The 22819-nt window shown below is 63.2% G+C and carries 21 protein-coding genes; 10 read left to right on the top strand and 11 right to left on the bottom strand.

Translation table 11 applies throughout. The annotated features are described in order from the left end of the window. The first annotated feature begins 72 nt into the window (after positions 1-72). The 5 genes from ACQ4WO_RS08980 (at position 73) to ACQ4WO_RS08960 (ending at position 5117) form a co-directional block, all read left to right on the top strand. Positions 73-1311: a DEAD/DEAH box helicase gene (locus tag ACQ4WO_RS08980; RefSeq protein ID WP_436481103.1), complete on the top strand. Its 1239-nt coding sequence runs from the start codon at positions 73-75 to the stop codon at positions 1309-1311. Positions 1312-1377: 66 nt separating this feature from the next. After that, positions 1378-1995 (top strand): LON peptidase substrate-binding domain-containing protein, encoded by a 618-nt coding sequence (locus ACQ4WO_RS08975; protein ID WP_230518654.1) that lies wholly within the window; start codon positions 1378-1380, stop codon positions 1993-1995. A gap of 142 nt (positions 1996-2137) precedes the next feature. Then, on the top strand, positions 2138-2881 hold the full coding sequence (locus ACQ4WO_RS08970) for a DNA-binding protein (protein ID WP_034752328.1): 744 nt from the start codon (positions 2138-2140) through the stop codon (positions 2879-2881). Positions 2882-3121: 240 nt separating this feature from the next. Further along, complete coding sequence (locus tag ACQ4WO_RS08965; protein WP_436481102.1) at positions 3122-4114, top strand: chemotaxis protein CheB; 993 nt, start codon at positions 3122-3124, stop codon at positions 4112-4114. Positions 4115-4166: 52 nt separating this feature from the next. Next, positions 4167-5117, top strand: a complete 951-nt coding sequence (locus ACQ4WO_RS08960) for a cupin-like domain-containing protein (protein ID WP_436481101.1) — start codon at positions 4167-4169, stop codon at positions 5115-5117. Here ACQ4WO_RS08960 and ACQ4WO_RS08955 read toward each other — a convergent pair. Beyond that, positions 5109-6020: a DMT family transporter gene (locus ACQ4WO_RS08955; RefSeq protein ID WP_436481100.1), complete on the bottom strand. Its 912-nt coding sequence runs from the start codon at positions 6018-6020 to the stop codon at positions 5109-5111. The genes ACQ4WO_RS08960 and ACQ4WO_RS08955 overlap by 9 nt on opposite strands. A 51-nt stretch (positions 6021-6071) precedes the next feature. Here ACQ4WO_RS08955 and ACQ4WO_RS08950 point away from each other — a divergent pair, with 51 nt between their 5' ends. Further along, positions 6072-6629, top strand: a complete 558-nt coding sequence (locus tag ACQ4WO_RS08950) for a helix-turn-helix domain-containing protein (RefSeq protein ID WP_436481099.1) — start codon at positions 6072-6074, stop codon at positions 6627-6629. Positions 6630-6637: 8 nt separating this feature from the next. Here ACQ4WO_RS08950 and ACQ4WO_RS08945 read toward each other — a convergent pair whose 3' ends face one another. The 4 genes from ACQ4WO_RS08945 to trpS all read right to left on the bottom strand — a co-directional run bounded on the left by ACQ4WO_RS08945 (position 6638) and on the right by trpS (position 11425). Continuing rightward, the gene (locus tag ACQ4WO_RS08945) at positions 6638-7369 is read right to left on the bottom strand and encodes a class I SAM-dependent methyltransferase (RefSeq protein ID WP_436481098.1); all 732 of its coding nucleotides are present in this window, start codon (positions 7367-7369) and stop codon (positions 6638-6640) included. Continuing rightward, a complete protein-coding gene (locus tag ACQ4WO_RS08940; RefSeq protein WP_436481097.1) occupies positions 7366-8607 on the bottom strand; it encodes a chloride channel protein in 1242 nt (413 codons plus the stop codon). The genes ACQ4WO_RS08945 and ACQ4WO_RS08940 overlap by 4 nt, the downstream gene beginning before the upstream one ends. A gap of 34 nt (positions 8608-8641) precedes the next feature. Continuing rightward, positions 8642-10231, bottom strand: coding sequence for a pyridoxal-dependent decarboxylase (locus ACQ4WO_RS08935; protein ID WP_436481096.1), 1590 nt, complete (start codon positions 10229-10231; stop codon positions 8642-8644). Positions 10232-10348: 117 nt separating this feature from the next. After that, positions 10349-11425, bottom strand: coding sequence for a tryptophan--tRNA ligase (trpS, locus tag ACQ4WO_RS08930; RefSeq protein ID WP_436481095.1), 1077 nt, complete (start codon positions 11423-11425; stop codon positions 10349-10351). A gap of 317 nt (positions 11426-11742) precedes the next feature. On the opposite strand from trpS, the gene ACQ4WO_RS08925 reads away from it, so the two are divergent. Further along, complete coding sequence (locus ACQ4WO_RS08925; RefSeq protein ID WP_436481094.1) at positions 11743-13686, top strand: CocE/NonD family hydrolase; 1944 nt, start codon at positions 11743-11745, stop codon at positions 13684-13686. On the opposite strand, the gene ACQ4WO_RS08920 is transcribed toward ACQ4WO_RS08925, so the two are convergent. The 4 genes from ACQ4WO_RS08920 to ACQ4WO_RS08905 all read right to left on the bottom strand — a co-directional run bounded on the left by ACQ4WO_RS08920 (position 13683) and on the right by ACQ4WO_RS08905 (position 17559). Next, the gene (locus ACQ4WO_RS08920; protein WP_436481093.1) at positions 13683-14540 is read right to left on the bottom strand and encodes an EamA family transporter; all 858 of its coding nucleotides are present in this window, start codon (positions 14538-14540) and stop codon (positions 13683-13685) included. The two genes, ACQ4WO_RS08925 and ACQ4WO_RS08920, sit on opposite strands and share 4 nt — an antisense overlap. Before the next feature lie 6 nt (positions 14541-14546). Further along, complete coding sequence (locus ACQ4WO_RS08915; protein ID WP_436481092.1) at positions 14547-15332, bottom strand: substrate-binding periplasmic protein; 786 nt, start codon at positions 15330-15332, stop codon at positions 14547-14549. 136 nt (positions 15333-15468) lie between these two features. Beyond that, a complete protein-coding gene (locus tag ACQ4WO_RS08910) occupies positions 15469-16752 on the bottom strand; it encodes a TCR/Tet family MFS transporter (RefSeq protein WP_436481091.1) in 1284 nt (427 codons plus the stop codon). A 156-nt stretch (positions 16753-16908) separates the two neighbouring features. Then, entirely contained in the window at positions 16909-17559 is a 651-nt protein-coding gene (locus ACQ4WO_RS08905; protein ID WP_436481090.1) for an HD domain-containing protein, read from the bottom strand. 331 nt (positions 17560-17890) lie between these two features. Between ACQ4WO_RS08905 and ACQ4WO_RS08900 the strand changes: the two genes are divergently transcribed. The 3 genes from ACQ4WO_RS08900 (at position 17891) to ACQ4WO_RS08890 (ending at position 21949) form a co-directional block, all read left to right on the top strand. Continuing rightward, a complete protein-coding gene (locus tag ACQ4WO_RS08900; protein ID WP_436481089.1) occupies positions 17891-18382 on the top strand; it encodes a chemotaxis protein CheW in 492 nt (163 codons plus the stop codon). A 240-nt stretch (positions 18383-18622) separates the two neighbouring features. Further along, complete coding sequence (locus ACQ4WO_RS08895; RefSeq protein ID WP_436481088.1) at positions 18623-20230, top strand: methyl-accepting chemotaxis protein; 1608 nt, start codon at positions 18623-18625, stop codon at positions 20228-20230. An 81-nt stretch (positions 20231-20311) separates the two neighbouring features. Further along, positions 20312-21949 (top strand): methyl-accepting chemotaxis protein, encoded by a 1638-nt coding sequence (locus tag ACQ4WO_RS08890; protein WP_436481087.1) that lies wholly within the window; start codon positions 20312-20314, stop codon positions 21947-21949. On the opposite strand, the gene ACQ4WO_RS08885 is transcribed toward ACQ4WO_RS08890, so the two are convergent. Beyond that, positions 21946-22458, bottom strand: coding sequence for a ribonuclease HI family protein (locus ACQ4WO_RS08885; RefSeq protein ID WP_436481086.1), 513 nt, complete (start codon positions 22456-22458; stop codon positions 21946-21948). The genes ACQ4WO_RS08890 and ACQ4WO_RS08885 overlap by 4 nt on opposite strands. Further along, the gene (locus tag ACQ4WO_RS08880) at positions 22455-22808 is read right to left on the bottom strand and encodes a hypothetical protein (protein ID WP_436481085.1); all 354 of its coding nucleotides are present in this window, start codon (positions 22806-22808) and stop codon (positions 22455-22457) included. The genes ACQ4WO_RS08885 and ACQ4WO_RS08880 overlap by 4 nt, the downstream gene beginning before the upstream one ends. Positions 22809-22819 lie beyond the last annotated feature (11 nt).

Raw genomic sequence — 22819 nt, 5'->3', positions numbered from 1 at the left:
TATAATCTCGGCAATTGCGCGCACGGCCCGTCCGTGCGCGCCACCTTTTCATTTGCCAAGATTGCTTTCCCCATGACGTTTTCCTCCCTCGGCCTGATCGATCCCCTGGTCCGCAAACTTGACGAGCTCGGCTATGCCAAGCCCACGCCCGTGCAGGCGCAAGCGATTCCTGCCGTGCTGACCGGGCGCGACCTGATGGCCGCCGCCCAGACGGGTACGGGCAAGACGGCCGGTTTCGCCGTGCCGCTGCTGCAGCGCCTGACATTGGAGGGCGTGGTGGCGCCGCAGTGCGTGCGCGTGCTCGTGCTCGTGCCCACGCGCGAACTGGCCGAGCAAGTCTATGCCAGCTTCCGCAGCTATGGCGGCAACTTGCCGCTGCGCAGCTTTGTCGCGTATGGCGGCGTGCCCATCGAGCCGCAGATCAGCAAACTGCGCAAGGGCCTCGACGTGCTGGTGGCCACGCCGGGCCGTTTACTGGACTTGCAGACGCAGGGCGCCGTCAAGTTCGAGCAGGTGCAAACCCTGGTGCTGGACGAGGCCGACCGCATGCTGGACCTGGGCTTCGAGCGCGAGCTCGATATATTGCTGATGACCATGCCCAAGCAGCGCCAGACCCTGCTGTTCTCGGCCACCTTCTCGGACGCCATCCGCGCCATGGCGAAAACCATGCTGAAGGATCCCGTCTCGGTCGAGGTCAGTGCGCGCAACAGTACGGTCAAGGCCGTGAAGCAATCGGTGATCGTGTGCGACAAGAAACGCAAGCCGGAACTGTTTTTGCACTTGCTGAAGAAAAAGCGCTGGGGCCAGGTCCTGGTTTTCGTCAAGACGCGCAAGGGTGTCGAGCTGCTGGTGAACACTTTGCTGGAGCAGGGCGTGCGCGCCGATTCCATCCACGGCGACAAGACACAGCCGAACCGCCTGCGCGCGCTGGCCCGTTTCAAATCCGCCGAAGTGCAGGTGCTGGTGGCTACCGACGTGGCCGCCCGTGGCATCGATATCGACCAATTGCCCGTCGTCGTCAATTTCGACTTGCCGACCGTGGCGGAAGACTATATCCACCGCATCGGCCGCACGGGCCGCGCGGGCGCCTCGGGCGAAGCGATCTCGTTCGTCTGCGCCGACGAGGTGGAATTGCTGTCGGCCGTCGAAGCGCTGACGCGGCAAACCCTGAAACGCAACGAGGAGCCCGGTTTCGAGGCCGAGCACCGCGTGCCGGGCACGTCCGCCGGCGGCACGATCCAGAAAAAGGCCGTGAAAGTGCTGGCGCCAAAAGCCGCGGAAAGAGCGAAAAAGCGCCGCTTCTACAAATAATCGGCGCAGTTAAGCTGACAAGGCAAGGCGCGCTGCACGGATATGCCATTCGTGCCATCATGCGCCATGACCTCGATACCTTTGTTCCCGCTCAATACGGTGCTGTATCCCGACGGCTATCTGCCCCTGCAGATCTTCGAGGTACGCTATCTGGACATGATACGTCAGTGTATCATGGGCGAGCAGCCGTTCGGCGTGGTGCAACTGCTGGACGGCACGGAAGTGCGCAAGCCGGGCCAGCTGGAAACCCTGGCGCCCGTGGGCACGTTGGCGCGCGTCGTCGACTGGGCCGCGCCCCTGTCGGGTTTGCTGCAAATCAAATGCATGGGCATGCAGCGCTTTCACATCGTTTCCAGCGAACAGCTGAAGCATGGCTTGTGGGTGGCGCAAGTCGATACCTTGCCGCCCGATAAAGCCATCCCCATCCCGCAAGAGCAGCAGAACGTGGCCGACGCGCTCGGCGCCCTGATCCGCACCTTGCAGGAGCAAAAGATTCCGCCCGAGCAAATGCCCCTGCAGCCACCGTACCGCCTCGACGAGTGCGGCTGGGTGGCGAACCGCTGGTGCGAACTGTTGTCCTTGAGCGCCATGCAAAAACAGCTATTGCTGAGCCAGGACAATCCCGTGCTGCGCCTGGAACTGGTGCAGGATATGCTCACGGAAAATGGTCTGCTCGAAGAGTAAAGCATCCCGGGCCGCATGTTTGCACAACGTTCTGTTGTGCAATTGCAATCACTATTGAGAAATACTTTACGCTTTGCCGCCGCTGGCATAAGATAATGCCCCTGGGCAAGATTGCCCTGGGCAACATTCAAGAGCACACGACATGGCAAAAGTAAGCGCGGAACAGATCAATGCGGCAATGGAAGCGATGGCGGGCGAAGGCCAGTCCATCACGGTGCGCGCCTTGCGCGAACGGCTGGGCAACGGCGCCTGTTTGGGCACGATCAGCAAGCTATTGCAGCGCCGCAAGGCTGGTGCGCAGCGCCAGATCGCTGCCGCCGCCGAACTGTCGCCCGTGCTGCAGCAAGCCATCCTCGATTATGTAGGACAGGAATTAAGCGCCAGCCACAGCGCGCATGAAGCCGAGATGAACGACAATCAACAGGAATTGATGGACCTGGCCAGCGAGAACGAGCGCCAGCAAGAGTTGCTCGACCTGCAGGCGGGCGAGCTGGAAACCTTGCGCGAGGAGCTCGAACGCGAGCGGCAAGTGGCGAACCAGGCCCGCACGGACTTGGCCAAGGCCCAGCTGCGCCTGGAAGGCTTGCCGCGCCTGGAAGAGGCGGCCGAGCAGGCGCGCATGGACCTGGCCAAGGCGCAATTCAAGCTCGAAGGCATCCCCCGTCTGGAAGAAGCCGCCGAAGCGGCGCGCGCGGAACTGATCCAGGCCCAGCTGAAGCTGGAAAGCCTGACGCGCGTGGAAACGGAACTGGCGGCCGCGCGTCTGGAACTGGAAGCGGAACGCGAAGAGCTGGGCGAAACGCGCGCCGAGCTGGACGAGGAGCGCACCTTGCGCATCAAGGCGCAGCAGTTCATCGTCGATCCGATATTCAAAACGCCTGTCTGAGGACGCCTGACCAAACCTGCTGCGCGTCGGTATAGGCGGCCTGCGATGCTCACCGGCTCGGCGCGCCCGTACTAAAGTACGGTTGCGCTTCTTAGCCACAAATCACTGCCGCTCGCTACGGTTTTGTCAGGCGTCGTTACGTCTCTTTTCTGGCGCTGCGCACAGTGTTAGTCGGCGCACTGAATTGTGTCATTAAGCGCGTCAAAATAGTTCAGTGATCCGAGCGCGAAAGGGACAGGCATGGAAACGCTGATCGTCATGGGGGCCTCGGTGGGCGGCGTGAGCGCGCTATCCACCATCTTCGCCGCCTTGCCGGCGGACCTGCCCGCGGCGATACTGGCCGTCATGCACGTGGGTGCGCGCAACAGCGTGCTGCCCGAGATCCTCGGTAAAACCTCCGCTTTGCCCGTGCGCTTTGCCGAAGAGCGCGAACCCGTACGCGCGGGGCGCATCCTGCTGGCGCCGCCGGACCGGCACATGCTCGTTGCCAACCTGGCCGGCCAGGCGATGGTCGAGCTGACCCGGGGACCGAAGGAAAACCATACGCGTCCCGCCATCGACCCCCTGTTTCGCACCGCGGCCGCCGCTTTTGGGCCGAAGGTGGTGGGCGTGATTCTCAGCGGCTACCTCGACGATGGCACGGCGGGCTTGCAGGCCATCAAGGCCTGCGGCGGCAAGGCGCTGGTGCAGGAGCCGCAGGACGCGGTGGCGCCGTCGATGCCGCAAAGCGCGATCAACCATGCGGGAGTGGACTGGCGCCTGCCGTGCGCCGAGATCGGACCGGCCCTGCTGGCGCTGGCCAGCGGCGCGCCAGCGCCAGCCGGCGCCGCGCAATCCTTGCCGCCCGTGCCCCAGTGGGTTGCCGTGGAAAACCGTTTTGCCCGGGGAGTGGGAAATATGGAGCAACTGGAAAAAATTGCGACGCCATCGACGTTCACTTGCCCCGAATGCCAAGGCACCCTGTGGGAGCTGCATGGCCAGAAGCCGCAGCGTTTTCGCTGCCATACGGGCCACAGTTTCACGGCGCAGACGCTTGGCGAGTTGCAGCATGAAAAGGCGGAAGACGCCATCTGGGCCGCCGTCAGGGCGCTGCAGGAAAAAGAAAAGCTGTACCTGAACCTGGCCGCCAAAGCCCAGGCCTGGTTGCATCCGGGCACGGCCAGCGAGTATGCAGCCAAGGCGCGCCAGGCGGGCGAGCAGGCCGATATGTTGAAACGGGCCTTGCTGGCTTAAAATAGCGCACTGTCGCGCCATGCCGCGTGACGCCTGATCGCAAAGAAGGTTTATGTCTGCAGAAAAAAAAGAGCCGCTCCCGCTTGCGGCAGCCCCCGTATTGCCACGAGCACTTCCGCCCAGGCCGCCAGCCGAATTCAGTTCGCCTGAAGCGGCCCTGGCCCGCAAGCAGGCGCGCGAAGACAAGGATGCGCAGGTGCGTGGCGTTACCTCTATCGACGCCATGCGCGAGGCCATCAAGCTGGCGGCGCGCGGCTTGCCTGCCATCACCGAAGTGCCGCGCCTGGCCATGCTGGACGCCGCCGCCTTCCGCGCGCGCGCCGCGCAGGGCTTGCCTTTCCTGATGCGGGGGCTGGTGCGGCGCTGGCCCTTATCCAAGCTGGAGCCTGACGTTTTGCGCGAGCAGTTCAGCCATGTGCCCGTGCGCGCTCGGGTGGGCGACTACATCAACACGGCCTTTGCGGCCGACCGCGCCATGCAGGACATGTCGATGGGGCAATATCTGGATCTCGTGGCAGAGGGCAAGTACGGGCTGCCGCCTTACCTGGGCAATCTGGAATTGCGCGAGCTGAACCGTTTGTGCCACTGGCCCACGTATTTCGACAAGATGGGCCCGCCGCGCTTTTGGGTGGGGCCGGCCGGCACGGTGACGCCCTTGCACTGCGATTACGATGACAATATCTTCGCCCAGGTGTGGGGCCGCAAGCGCATCATTTTGTCGCCGCCGCACCACGACGCTTTTCTTTATCCGAGCGAAGCGAACGCCATCCTGTTCGGTTCGCCTTTCGATCCGGAAGCGCCCGATTTCCAGCGTTTCCCCCTGGCACGCCAGGCGACGATGATCGAATGCATTGTCGAGCCGGGCGATATGCTGTACGTGCCCGCCGGCTGGTACCACCAGGTGCGGGCGCTGACGTTTTCGCTGTCCTCGAACCGCTGGGCCAGGGCCGTGCCGCTGGCCTTGCATGGGGATATGGCGCTGCGGCGTACCGAATTAATCTGATGGCATGACGGCCTTGCCGTCGGCACGCAAGCGCCTGGGCCGCCACTCGCTGAGGATGCCCGCACAAATAATCAATATCGCGCCGACGATGGCTAGGGCCGGCAGCCGTTCGCCGGCGATGCGCCCGATCACGCCCGCCCAGACAGGCTCGCCCGCATAGATCAGGGTCGCCTTCGTGGCGGAGATGCGCTTTTGCGCCCAGTTCATCACATACTGGATCAGCGCGCTGGCGCAGCCCAGGGCCAGCACGCTGAGGATGAAAGTCTTGCCGAGAACCGGTGGTGCTTCGCCCATGACGGGCATCAGCAGCAGGGCGATCAATGATGCCGTCGCCAGTTGCACGATGGTCACGCGCAGGATATTCATCTGCGGCGAGACGCGGCTGATGAGGATGATTTCCAGCGCGATCGCGATGGCGCCCACGGCCGTGATCAGCTCGCCCGTGCCGAAGGCCATGCTCAAGCCGTCCGTGCCGGTGAGCAGCAGCAAGCCGACGAACGCCAGCACCACGGCCGCCCACACGGCAGGGTGGGGCCGCTGCTTGAAGACCAGCCACTGCACCAGCGGCACGATGGGCACATAAAAGGCCGTGATGAAGGCCGATTTGCTGCTCGTGATATGCATCAAGCCATAGGTTTGCAACGCGTAGCCGCCAAAGATGCTCACGCCGATGGCCATACCCGTCAACAACTCCGCCTTCGTCAAGTGGCGCAACTGGCCCCGGCAAATCAGGGCGCCGATGCTGGCGGCCACGGCAAAGCGGGCGGCCACGAAGGCCAGCGGGCCGCTGACCGTCACGGCATGCTGCACGACGAGAAACGTCCCGCCCCAGATGAAGGTGATGGCGATCAGGGCCAGTTCGGGCAGGCCAAAGGCGGGCGGGGGACTTGCGTGTGTTTTCATGGGGCGCTATGCTATGAGCAAAATATTTCCCATCATCATAGGAGCAATATATTGCGCAGTCAAGCCGAGGCCGGTGGCGTGCTGGCACACCTGGCCGCCAATCTGCGGCGCTTGCGCCTTGCCGCCGGCCTCAGCCAGGAGGAACTGGCGCGCCAGTCTGGCCTGAGCCGGCGCATGGTCAACGGCGTCGAGGCGGGCAGTACCAATATCAGCCTGGCCAACCTCGACCACGTGGCCGCCGCCTTGAATGTGGCCTTTGTCGACCTCGTCCAGCCGCCGCAGCAGCCGCACGACAGCCTGCGGGTGCTGATGTGGCAAAGCGCATCGCAGGCCAGCCAGGCCGTGCTGCTGGGCGCGGCGCCCGCCAGCCGCCAGGTCGAGCTGTGGTCGTGGACCCTGGCGCCAGGCGAGCGATACGATGCGCAAGCCGATCCGGCCGGCTTCAGCGAAATGCTCTACGTGCTCGAAGGGACGCTGCAGCTCGTGCTGGCAGCGGAAACCAGGCAGTTGGCCAGGGGCGAATTTTTTGTCTTCAGCAGCGCGCAGGCGTATGCCTACGTGAATGCGGGCGAGTCCACCTTGCGCTTTACGCGCAATGTGGCCAGCTGACAGCGTGGTTACTTGAGGCCACACCCCACCAGCAACAGCATCGGCCGCTCCCGTTCTTCTGCCAGGGCCGGCTGCTGCGCCACCTGTGCATCGGTCGGTCCCCATTCTTCCACGTGCTCCAACTGGAAACCGGCGTGTATCAGTGCATTCAAGGTCGTGCCGAGGGTGCGGTGCTGCTTGATCACGCCGGGCGCCAGCCAGTCCGACACGCGCGGGCCTTGTAGTTGGTAGCTGTCGACGGGCCAGGTCTTGCTGCCCTGCGCATCCGTCAGCCAGCCGGGCTGACGCGGGGCCATGAAGATCGGGTGCTCGATGGAAAACACCAGCTTGCCGCCCGGTTTCAAGCCGTGGCGGATGGCTGCCAGCAAGGTGGCGAAATCCTCAACGTAGTGGAATGCCAGCGAGCTGTAGACGAGGTCGTAGGTGGCTGGCGGCAAGGCCAGTTGTTCCAAGTCAAGCCGCGCATAGCGGACCGCCGCGTGCACCCCCATGGCGTCCGCCTGCGCCAGCATCTTTTCCGATATGTCCACGCCCAGCACTGATGCCGCGCCAGCCCCGGCAGCCCAGCGGCAGAACCAGCCATAGCCGCAGCCCAGGTCCAGCACGTTTTTTCCCCGCAGTTCGGGCAGCATGGCGCGCAAGGCGGGCCATTCCGGGGCGCTATCGAGCCCGCCGACGGAGCGGGGCAGTTGACTGTAGGCCGTGAAGAAAGCGTCGTTGTCGTAGATATTCTGAGTCATGCGTCGATGTCCTTGCGGGGCATGCGCTTGGCATGGCCGCTGCGTTGCGCCCGGTAGATGCCCGCGTGGCCGGAAAACAGGTAGGCCACGACGCAGGCGATGGCCGCGTACACGCCGATCTCGGCGCCGAACAGTTCCATGGCCATCAGGGTCGAGGCGATCGGCGTGTTGGCCGCGCCCGCAAACACGGCAACGAAGCCGATGGCGGCCAGCAGGGTGACGGGCTGGTGCAGCACAGGTCCCAGCGCATTGCCCAGGGTCGCGCCGATGTAGAACAAGGGCGTCACTTCGCCGCCCTTGAAACCTGTGCCCAATGAAGCAATGGTAAATGCCATCTTGCCGAGAAAATCCCAGGCGGGCAGCGGTCCTTTCAGCGCATCGGCGATGGTGGGAATGCCCAGGCCGATATACTTGTCCGTGCCGATCAGCCACACGGCGACGGCGATGATCACGCCGCCGGCCAGCGGACGCAGCGGGGCGTAGCTGATCCAGCGCTTCATCAGGCCGCTCAAACCGTGCGTGGCTTGTGCAAACACTTTACCAGTCACGCCGAACAGCACGCCGGCGATCACCATGGCGCACAAGGTCCAGGCGGAGAGGGCGGGGATCAATGGCATGGCGTAATGCGTATGGTGGACTCCCCACAGCAAGCCCACCTGGTCGGCGATGATGGCGGCTAGCAGGCAGGGCAGCATGGCTTCGTAACGCAGACGGCCGATGGCCAGCACCTCCAGGCCGAAGATGGCGCCTGCCAGCGGCGTGCCGAAGACGGAGGCAAAGCCGGCACTGATGCCGGCCATCAAGATGATGCGGCGGTCTTCGTTGTTTAGGCGGAACAGGCGCGTGAGCTGGTCGGCCAGCGCGCCGCCCATCTGTACGGCTGTGCCCTCGCGTCCGACGGAGGCGCCGAACAGATGCGAGATGACGGTGCCGCCCAGCACCAGCGGCGCCATGCGCAGCGGAATGATTTTTTTCGGGTCGTGGATTTCATCGATCAGGAGATTCGCGCCGCCTTCGACGCTGCTGCCGTAGCGCAAATACAGCCAGCCGACGGCAAAGCCCGCCACGGGCAGCAGCCAGATCAGCCAGGCGTGCGCCATCCGCGTGCGCGTGGCCCAGTCGAGGACGAACAGGAAACCGGCCGAAGCCGTGCCGGCCAGCACGGCCACGACCAAGGCCAGCAGCAGCCATTTCAACAGATGCTTTAGTAGATCGGTGAGGGCGCTAAGACGCTGCATCGTGCATCCAGTCAAGGCTGATGGTGGGGATTCCTTACAGGCCCAGTTCCGCCACCAGCACCTGGCCGATGGCGCGCTGCTCGGCCAAGATGGCGCGCAAGTGGTGGGGGCGTGTCTTGACGTTCGTCATAACCACGCGCAGCACGTTGGTCGGGCCAGGGTAGCGCGTCGATTCCAGCACCGTGCGCGAGACAAAGCTGTGGCCTTGCGCCTTTTGCCGGTTTTGCAGCTTGGCGTTCAAGGTGTTCAGCTGCTTGTTCAGTTCGATGGCAGCGTCCACCTGGCCGCCGGCCAGCAAGGCCTCCATGCGCTGGCGCAAGTGCGCGGGCACGTAGCGGTAGGTCAGAATGAACGTGTCCGAGCGCGTGACCAGTTCGAAATCCTGCTGGTCGGCCAATAAATCCTGCAACTGGCCGGACAGGGTGGCCGCCTGCTGCAGCAAGGTCGTGTAGCCGGACACGCCGAGCACCTTGAACGAGGTCCACAGTTTCAAGGCATCGAAGCGGCGCGAGCCTTCCAGCGAAGTCTGGCCCAGGTCGCCCGAGTTGTCGCGCAAGATGTAGTTGGCGTTGTGCTTCAGCAAGTTCAGGCTGGCGCTATCCTTGAACAGCACCATGCTTTGCGCCATCGGCACCCACAGCAGCTTGTGCCCGTCGATGACGACGGAGTCGGCCAGGGTAATTCCGTCGTACAGCGCGCGGTACTGGTCCGCGATCAAGAGGGCGCCGCCCCAGGCCGCATCCACGTGGAACCAGATGCTTTCGCGCGCGGCAATGGCCGCCATCGCGGCCAGCGGATCGATGGCGCCTGTTTCCGTCGTGCCGGCGATGCCGATCATGGCGACGACCTTGATCTTGCGCAGTTTTAAATCGGCAATGGTCGCTTCCAGCGCGGCGACGTCGATGCGGTTGTCGCGGTCGACGGCCACCAGCTGCAAGGCGTTTTCGCCGAGGCCCAGGGTTGCCAAGGCCTTTTTCACGGAGTAATGGCTGCGGGCCGAGCCGATCACGGCCAGCCCCGCGTAGCCCGATTCCTGCATGGCGGCAAACAGGCCCCGTTTGCGCGTGCCGGGCAGCTGCTGCTCGAGCGCCACGGCCAGCGCCGTCAAGTTGCCCATGGTGCCGCCATTGACGACATTGCCCAGCGCGCCGCTGGTGGCGGCCATGGCCTGCGAGTAGACGGCATCGGGCTGCTGGTACACCTGGCGGTGCAGCCAGCCAAGGACCTGCTTTTCGATCAGGGTCGACACGTACGCCGTCTCGATCTTGACCTGGTTCTGGTTCAGGGTGGCCGTAAACGCTTCGGCCAGCACACTGATCCATGGCAAGGCCTGCGTCATGTGGCCGATGTATTGCGGATGGTTCAGCTGGGCCGTATTGGTCAGCACGGTGGTGTCGAGTTCTTGCAGGAAATCCGCCACGGGCATGCCGTGTGCGGGCAGGCTGGTGTCGGACAGTTGCGTCAGCAGTTGCGCATACGGCGTGTGCGGATAGGGCGTGTCGCGTTCGGCGGCCAGCCAGCCGCCCAGCATGCCCAGCGCCTGCCGCATGGGCGCGGGTGCCTGCTGCAGCGCATCGATGGAAAAATGCTGCTGCAGCAGCTGTTCGATAGCGGTATCGGTCATTGCACGTTGTTTTCTTTGCTGATTGCTGAGGCCATGGCCATAAATGCACTGCGCCCAGGCGGAAGCGGGATTTTACCCGACTCCGCCTGAGCGCATCAGTTTGCTGACTGTCTGTGATCAGAAGTAGTTGAGGCCCAGCGCCGACTTGACTTCATCGGCCGTGCGGGCCGCCACTTCGCGTGCCTTGAACGTGCCTTCTTTCAGCATCTGGATGACTTGCCCCTTGTCCTTGGCGAATTCTTCGCGGCGGGCGCGGATCGGCGCCAGCATTTCCTGCAAGACCACGTCCAGGCGTTTCTTGACGATGCTGTCGCCCAGGCCGCCGCGCACGTAATGGGCTTTCATTTCGGCCAGCGCCGCTTTTTCCGGATCGAAGGCGTCCAGGTAGGTAAAGGCGATATTGCCTTCCAGGTGGCCCGGGTCTTCCACGCGCAGGTGCAGCGGGTCGGTATAGACTTTTTTCACGGCGGCCGTGATTTCGGCCGAGGTCGCGCCCAAGTTGATGGTATTGCCCAGCGACTTGCTCATCTTCGCCTTGCCGTCGATGCCGGGCAGGCGGCCGATATCCGGTACCAGTGCCTTGCATTCCATCAGCACTTCGCGGTTGTACATGCGGTTGAAGCGGCGCACGATTTCATTCGTTTGCTCGATCATCGGGATCTGGTCTTCGCCCACGGGCACCACGCCCGCCTTGAAGGCCGTGATGTCGGCCGCCTGGCTGGCAGGGTAGGTCAAAAAGCCCGCTGGAATGTCGCGCTCGAAGCCGCGCAGGCGGATTTCTTCCTTGACGGTGGGGTTGCGCTCGAGGCGCGCCACAGTGACGATATTCAGATAGTAAAAGGTCAGCTCGGCCAGCTCCGGGATCTGCGACTGGATGAACACCGTGGTTTTCGTCGGGTCGATGCCGACGGCCAGGTAGTCGAGCGCCACTTCGACGACATTGCGGTGCACCTTGTCGATGTCTTCCATATTGTCCGTCAGCGCCTGCGCATCGGCCAGCATGATGAATTGCTTGTAGCTGTTCTGGTAGCGGACCCGGTCGCGCAGGCTGCCCACGTAGTGGCCCAGGTGCAAGGGACCGGTCGGGCGGTCGCCCGTCAGGATTACGGATTGCGAAACGATGGCGGCAGCGGACAGCGGCGCGGCCGGTGCGTCATTCTGGTCTTGGGTATCTGGGGTGTTAGGCAAGCTCATCAAGTTTCCTTTTGAGCCGCCTGCATCGGGGATGATCCAGGCTGAGCCTGTTACGCCACCGATCGAGGCGGCGTGGATCTAATTCACATCACTATAGAGTGGCCGCGCGAAAGTGAGCGGGACCACCAATTCAAGCAGGCGAGTTGTGACGGGATAAATTTCATGGCGTTATGGTTGCAGTTCGGGCGCGTTCTGTCAAGTTACGACCCGATTTATCTGCTGCGCTGCGTCAGAGGCTAGCCTACTGCGGAACTTGCTTTCCGGGTACTATTGCCGTTCGGCCACTTTTGCGTGGCATGAATCCATTGGAGAACAGTATGCGCGTGTCGTCCCCCGTCCGGCTCACCGGCCTGGCCTTGGTTATCAGTTCCCTGTTTGCTGTGCCCGTGCTGGCGCAAACGCCGCCGATGGTGCCCGATATCGGCGCCAAGCTGGTGATGCCCGACGTTAATGATTACGTCAAGCGCGTCGTGATGATCCCTATGCGCGACGGCGTCAAGCTGTACACGGTCATCGTCGTGCCGAAGGGCGCCAGCCGCGCGCCCATCATGCTCACGCGCACGCCCTATAACGCTGCCCGCCGGGCCCAGCGCGCCACCAGCGCCAGCATGCTGGCCACCTTGCCGCAAGGCGACGACACCCTGGTGGAAAACGGCTACATCCGCGTATTCCAGGACGTGCGCGGCAAGCATGGCTCCGAAGGCGATTACGTGATGACGCGCCCCGTGCGCGGCCCGCTCAACAATACCAGGGTGGACAACGTCACGGATGCGTGGGACACCATCGACTGGCTGTCGAAGAATATCCCGGAAAGCAATGGCAAGGTGGGCATGCTCGGTTCCTCGTACGAAGGGCATACGGTGCTGATGGCGCTGGTCGACCCGCATCCGGCGCTGAAGGTGGCCATTCCCATGAGCGCCATGGTCGATGGCTGGCGCGGCGACGACTGGTTCCATAACGGCGCCTTCCGTATGCCGAGCTTGTCTTACCTGGCGTGGCAGACGAGCGTGCGCGGCAGCGCTGAATCGCCCGTGCTGGGCGTCTACGACGATTACGAAGCGTATCTGCGCATCGGCTCGGCTGGCGACTATGCGAAGAAATTCGGCATCGACAAGCTGACGTACACGAAAAAGCTGTTCGAACACCCGGCCTACGACAGTTACTGGCAGGAACAGGCGCTCGACAAGATCCTCGCCAAGCGCCCGCTGATCGTGCCCACCATGCACGTGGTGGGGCAGTGGGACCAGGAAGACATTTATGGCGCCTATGCCACCTACACGGCGATGGAAGGACGCGACAAGCGCAACAACCTCAATTACCTGGCGGTGGGACCGTGGCGCCACAGCGGCGTCAACTACGAAGGTTCCAGCCTGGGCGCTCTGAAGTTTGACGGCGATACGGCGCGCCAGTTCCGTGAAAAAGTCATGCAGCCATTCCTCAATCAATACCTGAAGGATGGCGCGCCGGAAGCGAACACGGCGCCCGTGGTGTCGTACCAGAGCGGCACGAACCAGTGGCAGCGCCTGCAGCAGTGGCCGCTGGCCTGCGAGACGTGCGACACCAAGCTGACGCCGATCTATCTGCAGGATGGCTACAAGCTGGGCTTTGCCGCGTCATCGGCTGCAGCCGATGCAGCCAGCGGCGCGTTCGATGAATACATGGCCGATCCCGCGAAACCCGTGCCTTTCGTGGCGCGTCCCGTGCGTCTTGGCGATGGCGATCAGTGGAAACCTTGGCTGGTCAGCGACCAGCGCGGCTATGCGGACCGCACGGATGTGCTCAGCTATGTCTCGGAACCGTTGAGGACGGCCGTGCGCATCGCCGGCGCGCCGATGGTCAACCTGTTTGCCGCCACCAGCGGCACGGATGCCGACTGGGTGGTGAAGCTGATCGACGTGTATCCGGATGAAGTGCCGTCGCAGCCGGCCATGGGCGGCTACCAGCTTGGCGTGGCGATGGACATCTTCCGCGGGCGCTACCGTGACAGCCTCGAACACCCGACGGCCATTCCTGCGGGTAAGGTCGAGCGCTACCGTTTCGCCTTGCCGAACGCGAATCACGTCTTCCTGCCCGGCCACCGCATTGCCGTGCAAGTGCAGTCGAGCTGGTTCCCCCTGTACGACCGCAACCCGCAAACCTTCGTGCCGAACATCTTCCTGGCCCAGCCAGGCGATTACAAAAAGGCGACGCAGCGCGTGTACCACGCGGCAGGGGCGGCCAGCGCGATCGAATTGCCGATCGCGCCGCTCGACGCCCGCTAGGCCATTCGCATGAGCACGGCGCCTGCCGCGATCAGGCCGATGGCCAGGTAGCGGCGGGGGCTGATTTTTTCGCGCAGGAACAGGGCCGCAATGGCGATGGCGAACAGGATCGACGTTTCGCGCAAGGCCGCGATGGCGGCCACGGGCGCCTGCGTCATGGCCCACAGGGCCAGGCCGTAGGAAGCGAGCGTGCCGAAACCGCCAAAGGCGGCCAGGTGCCATTGCGTTTGCGCATAGGCGAGCAAATCGGCAGGGCGGCGCAACGCCGTCCACAGCAGCAGTCCCGTTCCGTTCAAGACAAAAATCCACATGGTGTAGGCGGCCGGGGCGCCGGACAGGCGCACGCCGATGCCGTCGATCAGGGTATAGCTGGCGATGACACAGGCGTTGCCCAGCGCAAAGGCCGTGGCGCGCCCCGTGTGTTTCGCGGTCCCAGGCGTGGCGGGTAATCGCGCGGCAACATACAGGCCGAGGATGCCCGCGCAGATGCAGGCGACGGCAGCCATCTGCATGGCGGACAGCCGTTCGCCGATCAGCGGCCAGCTGGCCAGTGCCACGATCAGCGGCGCGCTGCCGCGCATCAGGGGGTAGGCATGACTCATGTCGCCCGCCTTGTAGGCGGCCGCCAGCAGAGAATAGTAGGCCAGCTGTGCCACGGCCGAGGCGGCCAGCCAGGGCCAGCTGGCGGGCGCGGGACTATTGACGAAGGGCAGTACGGCCAGCGAGATCAGGGCAGCGCCCACGGAGACGAGCACGGTGCTGAGAAAGGTATCCTTGCCCGACTTGACGATGGCGTTCCAGCTGGCATGCAGCAAGGCGGCAAACAGGACGACGGCGACGACCAGACCGGACATGTGGCCTTAGCGGGGACGTATGCTCAGCGACAGCAGTTCCTGGCGGTGGTGGCGCTGGAAGCCTTCCATCAGGGTGCCCGAGCGGCCCGCCTTGTCCAGCAATTCGCGCAAGGTGGCCTGGTCTTCCGCCGTCAGCGACTTGCGCGACAGGTAGACGCCGCTCATGCCCCATGGCAATTCCGGCAGCGCTTCCAGGCGCAGGCGGTCGGCCAGGCCATACACGCGCGCATCGTTTTGCGCCACGCCGGCGAGGATGGTGGGGGCCATGATGGTGGCATCGATGAAGCCGCTTTGCATCAGGCGCGCCACGGAGAGCGCGTCGACTTCGTAGAACAGGCGTCCTTGGCTGCTCAGCTCCTTCGCCAGCGCCTGGTACGGTGCGCCATAGTCATAGCCGCGCACGAGCGCCACGCGCAATTCGCGCCGCTCAATCAGTTCCTGCATGGTGTTGATGGGCGCGCGCGCGCCTTGCAGCGAGATCAGCAGGGGACGGCTGCCCAGCATGGGGATGAACAGGCCATGCTGGTCGCGCCGCGGCGTGCTGCTGGCCGGAATCAGCAAGTCGGCCTTGCCCGCCTCGAACATCGCTTCCAGGCGCGCGCGGGGCACGGCCGTGAAGATGAAATTGCAGCCGAGCTTGGCGCCCATGCTGCGCAGCAAGTCGGGATAGATGCCGCTGATCGTGGCGCCATTGACCACCACGCTGGCGCCGACCGCCGAGACGGGCACCTGGATGTCGCGCGAGCATTGCGCGCCCGCCAGCGTCGGCAACGCCAGCGCCAGTATGGCCATGCTTCGGCGCCAGGCGCTGGAATAAAAGTCAGTCATACCCATCCTTGCTTGCCAACGAATGCCGGACGTCGGTAACGCCCCGCTGATTATCCCATTCTCGCCTATTTATTTCTCGAATGCAATATTACGTCATCGACTACTTTGTGGTGGAAACCGCAAGTCTGGCCAGTCGCTGCGCCTGGAAGTAGCGCCAGGCCACCACGATGCCCAGGGTTTGCATGATGGCGCACAGGTAGAAGGTGCTGCCGATGCGCCAGTCCTGCGGCGGCAAATGGCTCACTTCGCCGAGGATCATGCTGCCGAGCAAAGGCATGAGGATGATGCCCAGGCTGCTGATCGATTGCAGGGAGCCCATCAATTCTCCCTGTTCGCCGGCATTCGATGACTTCGAAATGATGCCTTGCAGGGCCGGGCCGGCAGCAAAGGCCAGCAGGTTGCACAGGATCAGCGCATACATCATCCAGCCCTGCGTCGCCAGCCCGTACAGCAGGTAGGTGAGGGCGCCCGAAGCCATGCCCAGCAGGGATAAACGCACTTCGCCAAAGCGCTTGATCAGTATGCCCAGCAAGCCCGCCTGCACGACGGCCGCGCACAGGCCCACGCAGAACAGGGCGATGCCGTTCTGGCGCGGCGTCCAGTCGAAGCGGAAGTGCGTGTACAGCACCCATGTGGTGTTGAGCATCATTTGCGCAAACGTCATCAGGCCGAAGGCCAGCACCAGGCCGCGAATTTCCACGCGGCGCACCAGTTTCAGCAGGGCGGCGAAAGGGTTGATACGGGCCAGGGTGAACGGTGCGCGCGGACCCGGCTGCAGCGATTCGGGCACGCAGAAATAGCCGTAGATGAAATTGGCCGCCGACAGGCCCGCCGCCACGTAAAACGGCAGGCGCAGATCGATTTCGCCCAGCAGGCCGCCCAGCATGGGCCCGCAAATGAAGCCCAGGCCGAAGGCGGCGCCGATCTTGCCGAAGCTCTTGGCGCGGTTGTCGGGCGTGGAAACGTCGGAGGCGTAGGCGGACGCGACCGACATGCTGGCTGACGAGACGCCGCCGATGACCCTGCCGATGAACAGGCAGGCCAGGTTCGGCGCCCAGCCTGTGGCGAGAAAGTTGATGCCCATGCCGGCCATCGAATACAGCAGCACGGGACGGCGTCCCACGCGGTCGCTGATGGCGCCCAGCATGGGCATGAAAATGAATTGCAGCAAGCCGAAGAGGGCCGCCATGATGCCGTACCAGAATGCCTGGGCATCCTTGCCGTCGACAAAGTTGCCGATCAGGATGGGCAGGACGGGCACCACCAGGCCGATGCCCAGCATATCGATGAAGACGCAGACGAGGATGAAATTGAGATTGCCGGCGCGCGCGGGCGCGGCGGGCGGGGACGGGGAATGACTGTCGGGGCTGGTTTTATCGGACATGCATGCTTTCGGCGCGCACCCCGCGCCGCCGTGTGGCTAGCGGGGTTCAATTGTTGGCGTTGCGCCGGCGCATTGCAGGTTTCTGCTGGCGCGCGGCGCGATAGCTGAGGCTTGCATTATAGACAGCATGCGCGTTGCTGGCTATCGCCACCAGGCTTATGCGCTCATTCCCCATTCGTCCGCAAAGGCGGCGCGGAAATCCGTCAGCACGGCCAGCCGTTGTTCGGCCAGCGCGCGGCCCGCCGCCGTCTGCATCTTTCCGGGCAGCTTGTCGAGCTTGGTGACGATATGGTCGAGCGCGTAGGCCTTGTCGTCGAGCGGGCGATGCGCGGCCAGCGGATCCTTGCCATGCGCGAGCGCGCTATCCATGCGCGCGGCCGTATAGAACAGGCGCGCCAGTCCCACGGCGCCCAGCGCGTCGATGCGGTCCGCATCCTGCACGATCTGCGCTTCGATCGTGTACGGCGGCAGGTTGGCGGAAAAACTGTGCGTCTCGATGGCGTGGGCCACGCCGGCCAATTTTTCTGCCGGGAAATCCAGTTCCGCCAGCTGGCGGCAAGCCAGCGCGGCCGCCTGGCGCGAGGCCAGGTGGCGCTCGGGATGGTTTTTCGGCAAGTTGACCAGGTCGTGCAGGTAGCACGCTGCCATCACGGTGAGGGCGTCGGCCTGCGCATATTCTTCCAGCAGGACGCTGGCATTGCGCCAGACGCGGTGCAGATGGTTGATGTCGTGGGCGCTGTCATCGTCCAGGCCGGACGTGGCCAGCGCCAGCAGGCGTGGTTGCCATTGAGAAAGCAAGGAATGCATGGTTCAAAGTCGTAAAAAGCAGGGGCCGCCAGTGTGGCATAAAACGCTGCCGCGTGCGGCGGGAAGCATGGTGGCCCGGCGTGCCGTATTTGCCACGAAAGTTGTATTTTTGAAAATTCTCAGGCAGGCGACCGCTCTTTTTTAGTGCATGTAAAATTTACATGAGGTAACATTGCCGTACGGAAATTAGAAGCATAAGCTAATTGCGAGAAAGTATTTGCAAAAAACATACAAGTGACAGCCATTCCATCGTGCATGGCTCGTCACATCCAGGGCTTGCGTGCAGCGGGCCCTGGCCTGCGCCCCGGGGCGAGTTAACGAAAGGATCATCATGAACACCAATTCCAGCGATACTGGCGCAACCGTTGCCAAGGCTGCCGAATACCTGGCCTTTACCCTGGGCCAGGAAGAATATGGCATCGACATCCAGAAAGTCAGCGAAATCCGCAGCTATGAAACGCCGACCCGTATCGCCAACGCCCCCGAGTTCGTCAAGGGCGTGGTCAACCTGCGCGGCATCATCGTGCCGATCGTCGACATGCGCATCAAGTTCAACCTGGGCACGCCCAGCTATGACCAGTTCACCGTCGTCATCATCCTCAACATCGGCAACCGCGTTGTCGGCATGGTCGTCGACCGCGTCTCCGACGTCACCACCCTGATGCCGGAGCAGATCAAGCCGGCGCCGGACATGGGGCGCTCGATCAACACGGAATACGTGATCGGTCTGGGCACCGTCGACGAGCGCATGCTGATACTGGTCGACATCGACCAACTGATGTCCAGCGCCGATATGGGCTTGATCGAAAAACTAGCCGCTTGATTTTTCCCCGCCGGTCATTTTGACTGGGTTTGTCGGAAACAATTGACTCTCGACATTGCCTGGTTTTTCTGCAGGGCGCACCCTAGCGCCTTTCCTGGCGCACGGTTCAACCGAACCGTGCGCCAGTTTCACTTTGGTTTCACTTTTCATGCCCGCTTTGATACCGCAGCCACTCAGCGCTCCAAACGGATGCCGCCAGCCGTCCGGCGCGTTGGCATCAGGGCTTTTTAGGATAGTCACATGAATGTATTACGCAACGTCAGCATCGGTGTCCGCCTCGGACTCGGTTTTGCCGTGATCTTGCTGTTTTCCATGCTCATTACGGGCATCAGCGTCTGGCGTCTGCACGACGTGGCCAGCGCCACGCGCGTCATGATGGAGCAGCCGCTGGCCAAGGAACGCTATATTTCCGACTGGTATGGCCGCATCGACAGCGCCGTGCGCCGCACCATCGCCATTGCCCGCAGCAGCGATACTTCGCTCAGCGGCTATTTTGCCGAAGAATCGAAAGTCTCGTCGTCCAGCTCGGCCGAACTGCAAAAGAAGATCGAGGCACTGATCGATTTGCCCGCCGAAAAAGCCATGTTCGCAGGCTTGCTGGAACAGCGCAAGGTGTACATCAGTTCGCGCGACCAGGTCTACAAGCTGAAGGGCGAAGCGCAGGTCGACGCCGCCAATGAAGTGTTTGAAAAGACCTTCGTGCCGGCCGCCGCCAAGTACCAGAAGATGGTGCTGGACTTGCTGGAACACCAGCGCGCCAGCATCGACAAGACGGCGCGCGAGATCGACGCCGTCGCCACTACCAGCCGCAACCTGCTGCTGGTGCTGGCCGCTCTGGCGCTGGGCTTTGGCGTCGTCTGCGCCTGGGTCTTGACGATGGGCATCGTGCGCCCCCTGCGCACGGCCGTGGAGATTGCCCGCAAGGTAGCCGATGGCGACTTGACGGCGCAAATCGACGCCAGCGCCAAGGATGAAACCGGGCAATTGCTGCAAGCGTTGAAGGACATGAACACGAGCCTGCTCAACATCGTGGGCGAAGTGCGCAGCGGCACCGATAGCATCGCCACGTCGTCGACGCAGATTGCCGCCGGCAACCAGGACCTGTCTTCCCGCACGGAAGAGCAGGCCGGTTCGCTGGAAGAAACGGCGTCGTCGATGGAAGAGCTGACCAGCACCGTGAAACAGAATGCGGACAATGCGCGCCAGGCGAACCAGTTGGCGGCCTCGGCCGCGCAAGTGGCCGTCAAGGGTGGCGAAGTCGTGGCGCAGGTGGTGGGCACGATGGAATCGATCAATGCTTCGTCGAACAAGATCGTCGACATCATTTCCGTCATCGATGGCATCGCCTTCCAGACGAATATCCTGGCCTTGAACGCGGCCGTGGAAGCGGCGCGTGCCGGTGAGCAGGGCCGCGGCTTTGCCGTCGTGGCATCCGAAGTGCGCAACCTGGCCCAGCGTTCAGCCAGTGCCGCGAAAGAAATCAAGACCCTGATCGGCGCATCCGTGGAGCAAGTCAACGCGGGCAGCATGCTGGTGGCGCAAGCCGGTTCGACCATGAACGATATCGTCGACAGCGTGCAGCGCGTGAGCGACATCATCACGGAAATCACGGCCGCGAGCAGCGAACAAAGCGTGGGCATCGACGAGATCAACCGGGCCATCGGCCAGATGGATGCCGTCACGCAGCAAAATGCGGCCCTGGTGGAAGAATCGGCGGCGGCCGCCGAATCGATGCAGCACCAGGCGCACAATCTGGCGCAGGTGGTGAGCGTCTTTAAACTCAATGGCCAGCAGGTGCTGAAACGCCCGGCAGCGCCGCAAACCGCCTTGCGCATCGGCACACGCTGATGGCGGCGCGGCTGCTCCGTGCAGCCGCTTTCTGCTGTTCCCCTTTTATATAGTCTGGTTCCGCTTTTTTAGGATATTCACATGAATTTGTTAAGAAACGTCAGTATTGGTGTGCGCCTCGGCCTGGGTTTTGCCGTGATCTTGCTGTTTTCCATGCTCATCACGGGCATCAGCGTGTGGCGCTTGCATGACGTGGCCACTGCCACGCGCAGCATGATGGAATTGCCGCTGGCGAAGGAACGCTATATTTCCGACTGGTACGCGAAAATCGACAGCGGCGTGCGCCGCACCACGGCCATCGCGCGCAGCAGCGACACGAGCTTGGGCGCGTATTTTGCGGAAGAGGCCAAGCAATCGTCGGTGGTCTCGGGCGAATTGCAAAAGAAGATCGAAGCCTTGATTTCCAGCCCGGAAGAAAAGGAACTGTTCCGCCTGGTGAGCGAACAGCGCAAGGTCTACCTCGATTCGCGCGCGCAAGTGTCGAAGCTGAAGGCGGATGGACAGGAAGCGGAAGCGGAGCAAGCTTTCAGTGGGATCTTCGTGCCCGGTTCGACGAAATACCTGAAAGTGGTCAACGACATGCTGCAGCACCAGCGCGCCAGCATCGACAAGACGGCGCGCGAGATCGACGAGGTCGCCAAGACGAGCCGCAACTTGCTGCTGACCCTGGCCGTGCTGGCGCTGGGCTTTGGCGTCGTGTGCGCCTGGTTGTTGACGATGGGCATCGTGCGTCCCTTGCGCACGGCCGTGGAGATTGCCCGCAAGGTGGCCGATGGCGACTTGACGGCGCAGATCGACGCCAGCGCCAAGGATGAAACCGGGCAATTGCTGCAAGCGTTGAAGGACATGAACACGAGCCTGCTCAACATCGTCAGCGAAGTGCGTACGGGCACGGACAGCATCGCGACCTCGTCGACGGAAATTGCGGCCGGCAACCAGGACCTGTCTTCCCGCACGGAAGAGCAGGCCGGTTCGCTGGAAGAAACGGCGTCGTCGATGGAAGAGCTGACCAGCACCGTGAAACAGAATGCGGACAATGCGCGCCAGGCGAACCAGTTGGCGGCCTCGGCCGCGCAAGTGGCCGTCAAGGGTGGCGAAGTCGTGGCGCAAGTGGTCGGCACGATGGAATCGATCAATGCTTCGTCGAACAAGATCGTCGACATTATTTCCGTCATCGATGGCATCGCTTTCCAGACGAATATCCTGGCCTTGAACGCGGCCGTGGAAGCGGCGCGTGCGGGCGAGCAGGGCCGCGGCTTTGCCGTCGTGGCGTCCGAAGTGCGCAACCTGGCCCAGCGTTCGGCCAGCGCCGCGAAAGAAATCAAGACCCTGATCGGCGCCTCCGTGGAGCAAGTCAACGCGGGCAGCATGCTGGTGGCGCAAGCCGGTTCGACCATGAACGATATCGTCGACAGCGTGCAGCGCGTGAGCGACATCATCACGGAAATCACGGCGGCCAGCAGCGAGCAAAGCGTGGGCATCGACGAGATCAACCGGGCCATCGGCCAGATGGATGCCGTCACGCAGCAAAATGCGGCCCTGGTGGAAGAATCGGCCGCGGCCGCCGAATCGATGCAGCACCAGGCGCATAACTTGGCGCAAGTCGTCAGCGTGTTCAAACTGAATGGGCAGCAGGCCAGTGTCAGCGGTTTGAAGGGGATGAAACGTCCGGTGGCGAAAGAGCAGAAGGATGCGTTGCGGATCGGTCGCGCCGCTTAATCTTCTTCCACCCAGCCGGTAATCGCCAGTTGCGATAGCCGGTCCGCCTCGCCATTTCTGTGGCGCGGCAGCCAGCGCAAGCTGACCTCATCGAATTGTTCCAGCAGGGCCACCACGGTGGCCCTCTGCGTTTCCAGTCCCTTGGCGCCGACCGGCGTCGTTCCCAGCACGTCGTTGATCACCACCTGGCTGTCGCCGAACAGCAGCAACTGCACGGGCGGCGGGCGCACCTTGAGTGCCGCTTGCAGCACGGCCGTCAGGGCCGCATATTCCGCGTCGCTGCTGCTGCCATAGCCAGCCGACTCGCTCACTTCGATGCGCTCGCCATTCGGCCCCAGCAGCAGTGCGCCTATGCCCAGTTTGCCCGGATTCGGGTGGGCGGAACCGTCGAACCAGCCGCGCCAGGCCAGCGGGCCGCCATGGTCCTGGCGGCTGAGGGCCAGCTGGGCGCGGCGCGCTTGCATCTTGGCTTCCTTGCGTGCTTTGCGCGCGACTCCTTCCGGCGTCATGGTTTGATCAGGAAGGTGTCGATGAGACTGGCTACCCAGCACGCCACCAGCACACCAACGGCCACCGTCATGGCGGGCCCGTCATTGGCGGACAGCGCATCGACTTTTTCCACGATCAGCTGCACGTCGAGGGGCAGGGCGCCACTGTCGATCTGTGCCATTACCTGGTCCAAACGTGCCATGATCTGGCGTAATACGAGTACGAGCGCGACCAGTGCCGGCACGAGGAAGAGGCAGCCGCGCGCCTTGCGTTGCAATACAAAATGCCCGCTGCCGGGGAAGACGAGGGCCGACAGCAGCAGGGCCTGCGTGCGTTTGGAGATTGATGAAGATGAGGAAGAGCCGCTCATGCGCGCCTTTT

The organism is Janthinobacterium aestuarii, assembly GCF_051380835.1.
GTDB classification, from domain to species: Bacteria; Pseudomonadota; Gammaproteobacteria; order Burkholderiales; family Burkholderiaceae_D; genus Janthinobacterium; species Janthinobacterium aestuarii.
The sequence above is the reverse complement of the archived record's forward strand: the minus strand, read 5'-3'. Positions and strand labels throughout refer to the sequence as shown.